The sequence below is a fragment of the Cerasibacillus sp. genome (genome assembly GCF_036516575.1).
Lineage (GTDB): Bacteria > Bacillota > Bacilli > Bacillales > Amphibacillaceae > Cerasibacillus.
The window spans coordinates 1-7389 of the sequence record NZ_DATBTY010000009.1 but is presented as its reverse complement, the minus strand read 5'-3'; the positions used below and the strand labels follow the sequence as shown (position 1 = coordinate 7389).

At 36.4% G+C, this 7389-nt stretch carries 11 protein-coding genes; all 11 read left to right on the top strand.

The annotated features are described in order from the left end of the window. Positions 1-105: 105 nt before the first annotated feature. From VIG73_RS02345 to VIG73_RS02295, 11 genes are read left to right on the top strand one after another with little or no spacing between them, the layout of a single operon-like run. A complete protein-coding gene (locus VIG73_RS02345; RefSeq protein ID WP_331638953.1) occupies positions 106-624 on the top strand; it encodes a phage terminase small subunit P27 family in 519 nt (172 codons plus the stop codon). Next, positions 621-2324, top strand: a complete 1704-nt coding sequence (locus VIG73_RS02340; RefSeq protein ID WP_331638952.1) for a terminase large subunit — start codon at positions 621-623, stop codon at positions 2322-2324. The genes VIG73_RS02345 and VIG73_RS02340 overlap by 4 nt, the downstream gene beginning before the upstream one ends. Positions 2325-2339: 15 nt before the next feature. After that, positions 2340-3572, top strand: coding sequence for a phage portal protein (locus tag VIG73_RS02335; RefSeq protein ID WP_414648359.1), 1233 nt, complete (start codon positions 2340-2342; stop codon positions 3570-3572). A 5-nt stretch (positions 3573-3577) separates the two neighbouring features. After that, complete coding sequence (locus VIG73_RS02330; RefSeq protein WP_331638951.1) at positions 3578-4306, top strand: head maturation protease, ClpP-related; 729 nt, start codon at positions 3578-3580, stop codon at positions 4304-4306. Positions 4307-4320: 14 nt separating this feature from the next. Then, the gene (locus VIG73_RS02325; protein ID WP_331638950.1) at positions 4321-5469 is read left to right on the top strand and encodes a phage major capsid protein; all 1149 of its coding nucleotides are present in this window, start codon (positions 4321-4323) and stop codon (positions 5467-5469) included. A gap of 44 nt (positions 5470-5513) precedes the next feature. Further along, the gene (locus VIG73_RS02320; RefSeq protein WP_331638949.1) at positions 5514-5747 is read left to right on the top strand and encodes a hypothetical protein; all 234 of its coding nucleotides are present in this window, start codon (positions 5514-5516) and stop codon (positions 5745-5747) included. Further along, the gene (locus VIG73_RS02315; RefSeq protein ID WP_331638948.1) at positions 5747-6079 is read left to right on the top strand and encodes a head-tail connector protein; all 333 of its coding nucleotides are present in this window, start codon (positions 5747-5749) and stop codon (positions 6077-6079) included. Before VIG73_RS02320 ends, VIG73_RS02315 begins: the two co-directional genes overlap by 1 nt. Then, positions 6057-6392 (top strand): phage head closure protein, encoded by a 336-nt coding sequence (locus tag VIG73_RS02310; protein WP_331638947.1) that lies wholly within the window; start codon positions 6057-6059, stop codon positions 6390-6392. The genes VIG73_RS02315 and VIG73_RS02310 overlap by 23 nt, the downstream gene beginning before the upstream one ends. Position 6393: 1 nt before the next feature. After that, positions 6394-6798 carry an HK97-gp10 family putative phage morphogenesis protein gene (locus VIG73_RS02305; RefSeq protein WP_331638946.1) on the top strand — a complete coding sequence of 135 codons (405 nt, stop codon included), beginning with the start codon at positions 6394-6396 and terminating at the stop codon, positions 6796-6798. Continuing rightward, positions 6795-7139, top strand: a complete 345-nt coding sequence (locus VIG73_RS02300) for a hypothetical protein (RefSeq protein ID WP_331638945.1) — start codon at positions 6795-6797, stop codon at positions 7137-7139. Before VIG73_RS02305 ends, VIG73_RS02300 begins: the two co-directional genes overlap by 4 nt. A gap of 13 nt (positions 7140-7152) precedes the next feature. Further along, positions 7153-7350 carry a hypothetical protein gene (locus VIG73_RS02295; RefSeq protein WP_331638944.1) on the top strand — a complete coding sequence of 66 codons (198 nt, stop codon included), beginning with the start codon at positions 7153-7155 and terminating at the stop codon, positions 7348-7350. The last annotated feature ends 39 nt before the right edge of the window (positions 7351-7389 follow it).

Here is a 7389-nt window from a genome sequence, read left to right as displayed (position 1 = left end):
AGTTGGCGAAAGTGTCCTACACCGGATGCCCGTTTTCTGCGCAGAAAAACCCGTTTTTAAAAATTTTTTCGGAGGATCCAGATTAATTGAAAGTGAGGTGATAGTATGGCAGGTCGAAATAAGCAGCCATTGCAAGTGATTCTAGGGAATGGACGCTCTAAGCATTTGACAAAAGATGAGATGAAAAAGCGTCAAAAACATGAAGAAAAGATGCGTGGACCGACTGAAAATATTGAAATTCCATCGTATTTAACAGCTGCACAAAAGAAGGAATTTGCAGAGATTGCTGAAAAGCTAGTAGCTCTTGAAATTTTCAGTGAGCTTGATGTAGATTCTTTAGCTAGGTATCTGGACTCGAAACACCAGTATCTACAGTTGGTGAAAGACATAAGAAAAATCAAACCAACAGAGACGATTGAGCAAGAAAACGGAAAGAAAGTTACAGTTGCAAATGAGGATTATCCAAAACTACAGCGAACCAAAAATACATTGTTTAACGAATGTCGTTCCGCAGCTGCTGATCTTGGACTTACTATTACATCTCGTTTGAAATTAGTCATTCCTTCTCCCTCAACTGTGGAAGGCAAAAGCGAGGCCCAGAAGCGGTTCGGTGATAGGTTATGAATTGGGTTTTAGAACGAGTTTTTAATTACTGTGATGATATTCTAAACGGGGAAATCAAAGCTAGTATTAAACATAAATGGGCGGTGCAACGCTTCTTAAAAGACTACAAGGATTGTCAAAGTGATGACAGTCCTTTTTATTTTGATGAAGAAGTGGCCGAGGATTTCTATTGGTGGGCCAATGAGTTTGAACATGTTGAAGGTGTATTAGCTGGTCAAAAGGTTGAGCTAAACGATTTCCAACTCTTTATATCCGTAAATATCTTTTGCTTCAAAAAGAAACGTAATGGAGCTCGTCGTTTCCGTAAGGTTTACATTCAGCTTGCTCGTAAAAATGCCAAGTCACAATTCTTAGCAATTGTAGGTTCATACATCGCTTTCCTTGGTGATGAGAAACAGCGTATGTACATTGCTGGATGGCAGAAAGATCAATCAGATGAGGTATATATTGCTGTTCGAGATGGTATTAATTCAAGTGATTTGTTAGATGGTAGATGGAAAGAAGCTTATGGCAAAATTGAAGTCTTTAATAATGGATCTGTTATCGTACCGTTATCACGCGAGACGCGTAAAACAGGTGATGGTAAAAACCCTTCAGTGGGAATTGTAGATGAATACCATAATCATCTTACATCTGAAATTTATGATGTTTTACTATCAGGGATGGTTGCTCGTAAAGAACCATTAATGTTCGTTATTACTACAGCAGGCTTTGATTTAAGTAGGCCATGTTTTGTTGAGTACGAATATGTATCACGAATTTTAAATCCTGATGATGATACAGAAAACGATGATTACTTTGGCATCATTTGCGAACTAGACCCTGGTGATGACATTAAAGATGAAAGTAATTGGATTAAAGCAAATCCTATTGTAGCCACTTATGAAGAGGGTTTAGCATCTATTCGTTCGGATTTAAAAACTGCCCTTGATGTTCCTGAAAAAATGAGGGCGTTTTTAACAAAGACTATGAATATATGGGTGGATATGAAAGAAGGAGGCTACATTCCTGCGAATAAGTGGAAATCGGGGCAAATCGAATCTTTTGAGTTGCATGGTCGTGACGTATATATAGGAGTCGATTTATCTAAAAAAATTGACTTAACTTCAGTAGGTTATGTTCTTCCTACTGATTACGGATATCATGTTGGACAACATTCATTCATGCCTGAAGACACACTGGCAGAACGTAGAGCAAAAGATAAAGTGCCATATGATGTGTGGATAAAAGAAGGATGGATGGATGTTACACCAGGTGCTGTAGTTGATTATAGCTATGTAGAACAGTGGATTATGGATTTTATCAATAATAATGAATTGAATGTAATTCTATTTTGCTACGATCCATACGGTGCCACGCAATTTGCCCAAAATATGTCTAACTATGGGTTAACGATTGTGGAGGTCCGACAAGGGTTCCCTACATTATCTGAACCAACAAAAGAATTCAGAGATTATGTATATCAGAACAATGAACAACAAAAAAGAATCACTCATGTTGGCGATAAAGTACTGGCTTGGGCTGTTGGGAACGCTATTGCTGAAATGGCAGCCAATGAAAGTATTAAACTATCAAAATCAAAATCCAGAGAACGAATTGACCCTATTGCAGCAGTAATTACAGCATTTGTACAAGCTAGATTTTCAACACATGAAAGTGGAGATGGCAATATCAGCTTTATTTCTATTCATGATTTATAAGAGGGAGGTGAGAAATTGAAACTATGGCAACGAATTAAAACTACAGCGTACATGGCATACGCTGGTGCTACTACAGGTTGGAAAGGTTCAACTTGGGATTTTTCCAATTGGTTTGGACGAACCTTTTGGGGTATCGATAATAGTCAATTAGCAACGAATGAGTCGATTTTTAGTGTTATCAGCCGTTTAGCAAATACATTATCTGCTTTACCCATTAAGTTACATCAAAATTATAATATGGTTTCAAATCAAGCATCCGATGTATTGATAAATGAGCCTAATCCAAATATTAGTTGTTTTGATTTAATTAATGCTTTAGAGGTAAGTCGTAACGAAACAGGTAACGGGTATGCTGTTATTTTGCGTGATATTCGAATGCAACCGTATGAAATTCATCCATTAGATTCTTCCTGTGTTACGGAATTTATTAATAAAGACGATGGATTACTTTGGTACAAAGTACAAGGTGAAAAAGGTGATATGTATGTAAACAACCTTGATATGATTCACGTTAAACATATCAGAGGACCATCAAGACTACGAGGCTTATCTCCATTGAAGGTATTGGCTAATACTATTAAATATGATAAAGCTGTTCAGGAGTTTAGTTTGTCAGAAATGGAGAAAAAAGAATCTTTTATTTTGAAGTATGCTGCTAATTTAGATAAAGACAAAAGAGAGGCTGTAATAGCAGACTTTAGACGTTTCTATGCTGAAAATGGAGGTATTTTACTTCAAGAACCTGGTGTTGAAATTACAGATATAAAAAAACAATATTTTGCATCAGATACGTTGGCATCAGAGCGAATTACACGCTCAAGAGTTGCCAACGTTTTTAATGTACCAGTTACATTTTTAAATGATTTAGAAGGTGGATCATTAGGGTCAAATGAGCAACAAATGATTCAATTTGTAAATATGAATCTATTACCCACAGTTCGTCAATATGAACATGAATTTAATCGCAAATTATTATCAAAAGATGATCGTGCTCAAAATAAATATTTCAAATTTAACTTAGGTGGTCTTCTTAGAGGGGATACGGCTACACGCGGAGAGTTTTATCAAAAGGGCATTAGGAATGGTTGGTTTAAACCAAATGAGGTGCGAGGATTTGAAGATTTACCACCAGATGAATCACCATATGCTAATAAACTATTTATTTCTGGTGATCTTTATACTATTGATACGGACCCGACAAAGAGGAAGTCATCTACTGCTACTACTACTACTGTGGAAGGGGGGTGAAAAAGATGAATAAGAAAACATTTTTTGATGTTAAAGCATCGGTTGATGGTAAATCAGCGGATGTTTTTATTTTGGGAGAAATTACACCATGGGCATGGGAAGAATTTGGTGAAATGTCATCAGTAGTTTTTAAAGAAAAGCTTGATGCAATCGGAGATGTAAGCACCATTAATTTATATGTAAATAGTGGCGGTGGATCAGTATTTGAGGGAATTGCTATCGCAAATATGTTGAAACGTCATAAAGCGAAAGTAATCGGGTATGTGGAAGCTTTAGCCGCATCTATTGCAAGTAATATCATAGCAAGTTGCGATGAAGTGCGTATGCCGTCTAACGCCATGCTGATGATTCATAATGCAATGAACGGTGCATTTGGTAATGCAACTGATTTACGAAAAGTTGCAGATGATTTAGATCGTATTAATGAGGTTCAAATTGAAACATATATGGCTAAAATCGGAAACAAAACATCTGAAGCAGAACTTCGTCGCATGATGGATGAAGAAACTTGGATATCTGCACAACAAGCTTATGAAATTGGACTCTGCGATGTTGTGGAAGGCGCTAATAAATCTGTAGCGTGTTTATCAAATGAGCATTCAAAACAGTTTAAAAACCTTCCAAAAGCGTTATTACACACAAAAGAAGACATTCTGACAGAAGAAGAAAGGCAAAGCATTATTGCAGATTCTAAGGCGAATCTAACTTATTTACATTCATTAAACTTAATCTAAAGGAGGGCATATAAATGCCAACATTATACGAATTAAAACAAAACATGGCTACTATTGGTCAACAAGTAGCGAAAATTGATAAAGATTTAACAGCGAAAGCCATTGATCCACAAGCGACACGTGAAGATATTACAGCTTTAAAGGATCAAAAGGATGATATGCAAGCTCGATTTGATGTAATTAAAGCTCAACATGATCAAATGGAAGCTGAACAAAAGGCAAAATTTGAACAACGTAAAGATATTACTGCAGGGATTGATGACCCTAAACAAAAATCAATTGCTGCAAAAGCAGAGTTCATTCGTGCAGCAGTACAAGGGCGAGCTATTTCAGAAGATGTTAAAGCTTTAATTGCTTTACCAGGAGGAAACCCAACAGGCGGGGATAAATTCTTCCCAACAAACATGCAGAACGAATTAGTTCATGAACCATTTGCTAAAAACCAATTACGGGAAGTTGCTCAAGTGAGTGCGATTAAAGGATTAGAGCTTCCGAAAATTGCTTATTCATTAGATGATGACGATTTTATTACTGATGAACAAACTGCAAAAGAGATGAAATTAACAGGTGATACTGTTACCTTTGGTCGAAACAAGTTCAAAGTAAAGGTGAAAATCTCTGACACAGTTATTCATGGTACAGATGTTGAATTAACTCAATTTGTTGAAAATGCTTTAAAGTCAGGTCTAGCTGCAAAAGAGAAAAAAGATGCCCTTGCAACTACGCCTAAATCTGGATTAGGACACATGTCGTTTTATAATGGCACAGACATTAAACGAGTGTCAGGTGAAGATTTATTTGAAGCTATTACAAATGCAATCGCTGATTTACATGAAGATTATCGCGAAAATGCAAAAGTCGTTATGCGCTATGCAGACTATCTAAAAATCATTAAAGCTTTATCAAATGGAACAACAAATTTCTATGATACTCCGGCAGAAAAAGTTATTGGTAAGCCAGTAGAATTTGTTGATGCTGCAGTTAATCCAATCGTAGGTGATTTCAACTTCTTCCGTATTAACTATGATGCAATGACATATGACACTGACAAAAATGTTGATTCTGGTGATTATCTATTTGTACTAACAGCTTGGTATGATCAAAAACGTTCGTTAAACTCAGCATTCCGAATTGCTCATACAGAGACAACTCCTACTCCTTAATAAAAGGATAGGAGTTTTTAATTTATCGAAAGAAGGTGAACTGAATGTATAAAGTAATTAATCGTTTCGAAGAAAAAAACCACGATGGACATGTTTATGAGGTAGGAGACCCTTATCCAGCGGACGGCAAAAAGCTAGTTAAGGCTCGTGCTGAGTTTTTAACCAAAGTTCATGATGAATATAAAGTAGCGTTTTTGGAAGCTGTTGAGGAGCCTAAAAAAGCACCTACAAAGCAAGCACCGAAACAGCCTTCCACAGATGAAAAGAGTGATGTTTAATGCAATTATTAGATGAGTTAAAAAAATATTTACGAATAGATGGGAATGACGAGGATCGTTCCCTTTCTACTTTTCTACAGACATCTATTTCTTACTTAGAGAACGCGGGAGTTAAGCAACCGAATGATTATTATTTAATTGTGGAGGACAAAGAGATTTTTGCGCAGCATCGTTTAGCTATTATGATGCTTGCTACGCACTTTTACGAGAATCGCACAACTATTACGCCTTCCACAATCAAAACAGCACAACAGCCTATTCCTTACGGATTACAGTCGATGATTTTGCAATTAAAGTGGGTGAATCCTGATGAATTATCAGTACAACAATAATCCTGGTCGCATGAATAAGCGCGTTACCTTTTTAAATCCACCAGGAACAACATCAAACGGTTGGCCATCAAAAGATTGGACTAAACATGTAACAGTATGGGCGGAATTGAAGACGGCAAAAGGTTACAAATTATTTAGTTCAGATGCTACACAATGGCAAGGTAAATGTGTTATTGGTATTAGGTATCGTAAGGATATTAACGAAAAAATGCGAGTTAGAATAGCAGATAAAACATATGAAATGGACTCACCACCTGTAAATGATAATGGCAATAATCAATGGCTCACAATCTTTTTAAAAGAGGTGAAGTAATATGCGTATTGAAATGCAAGGAATGGAAGCATTGATGCAAAACATATTGAATTTGCCATTAGAAGAGGCAGAGGAAAATAAAGCACTCAATGCAGCTGCTAAAATAGTAAAAGAGGAAGTAATTAAAGAGGCACCAGAAGATGACGGAACGCTTAAGAAAAACATCAAGGCTAAAAGAGCAAAGGATGGAGAAGCGAAGGTTCATACAGGTGCAGCATATCACTCTCATATCATTGAAGGCGGTAGAAGTGCGGGCAGTAAGTATGCTTTAAAGAATGGCAAACGACAACTTGTCACATGGGGAGCAATGGCACCGAATCCATTCTTTACACGTGGATTTGAAAAAAGTAAATCTAACGCTGTCAATGCCATGGCTGAAGAAATAAAGAAGGCGAAAAAATTATGATTGATATAGTAGATCATGTTGTAAAAACTTTAGAATCTTTAAATATTCCTGTCATGTTTAATACAGTTCCTACAGGTTCTAATATTCCAGAACAATATATTACTTTCCTAGAGATTAATGCAAAACCAGCACTGGAAGCATCTGACCAGGAATATGAAACAGAACGATTAATACAAATCAATGTATGGTCGGAAGACAATTACTATAAGCTTGTGGAGGACATAAAACGATTGATGGAATCAGCAGGCTATGAACGAACATTTGAATACGATGCACCAAAACAAGAAGGTGATTCTCACTTTAACAAAGTGTTGAGATTCGTCTTTTTTGATGAATATTAAGGAGATGACAACTATGGCTGATGAAAGGTCATATGAAGAAAAAATAACGACACTTGAATGTATGGTTTGTGGCTATAGAGAGGTATTTACAAAAAGACAATTTAAAGTTGCTGACGGACTTGATTGTTATGTGTGCCATGGTCCAGTTCTCCCAACTGTAACTAAACTAGGTGAGAAACTTAATAATAGACGAATGAAATTTAGAAGTTAAATCATTTTTCAATTAAACAATAGGAGGTCATGAAAAATG

Excerpts from the sequence above, each read along its gene's own strand:
- VIG73_RS02340 (WP_331638952.1), top strand. The coding sequence starts at position 621 with ATGAATTGGGTTTTAGAACGAGTTTTTAATTACTGTGATGATATTCTA.
- VIG73_RS02325 (WP_331638950.1), top strand. The coding sequence starts at position 4,321 with ATGCCAACATTATACGAATTAAAACAAAACATGGCTACTATTGGTCAA.
- VIG73_RS02320 (WP_331638949.1), top strand. The coding sequence starts at position 5,514 with ATGTATAAAGTAATTAATCGTTTCGAAGAAAAAAACCACGATGGACAT.
- VIG73_RS02345 (WP_331638953.1), top strand. The coding sequence starts at position 106 with ATGGCAGGTCGAAATAAGCAGCCATTGCAAGTGATTCTAGGGAATGGA.
- VIG73_RS02295 (WP_331638944.1), top strand. The coding sequence starts at position 7,153 with ATGGCTGATGAAAGGTCATATGAAGAAAAAATAACGACACTTGAATGT.
- VIG73_RS02305 (WP_331638946.1), top strand. The coding sequence starts at position 6,394 with ATGCGTATTGAAATGCAAGGAATGGAAGCATTGATGCAAAACATATTG.
- VIG73_RS02310 (WP_331638947.1), top strand. The coding sequence starts at position 6,057 with ATGAATTATCAGTACAACAATAATCCTGGTCGCATGAATAAGCGCGTT.
- VIG73_RS02330 (WP_331638951.1), top strand. The coding sequence starts at position 3,578 with ATGAATAAGAAAACATTTTTTGATGTTAAAGCATCGGTTGATGGTAAA.
- VIG73_RS02300 (WP_331638945.1), top strand. The coding sequence starts at position 6,795 with ATGATTGATATAGTAGATCATGTTGTAAAAACTTTAGAATCTTTAAAT.
- VIG73_RS02315 (WP_331638948.1), top strand. The coding sequence starts at position 5,747 with ATGCAATTATTAGATGAGTTAAAAAAATATTTACGAATAGATGGGAAT.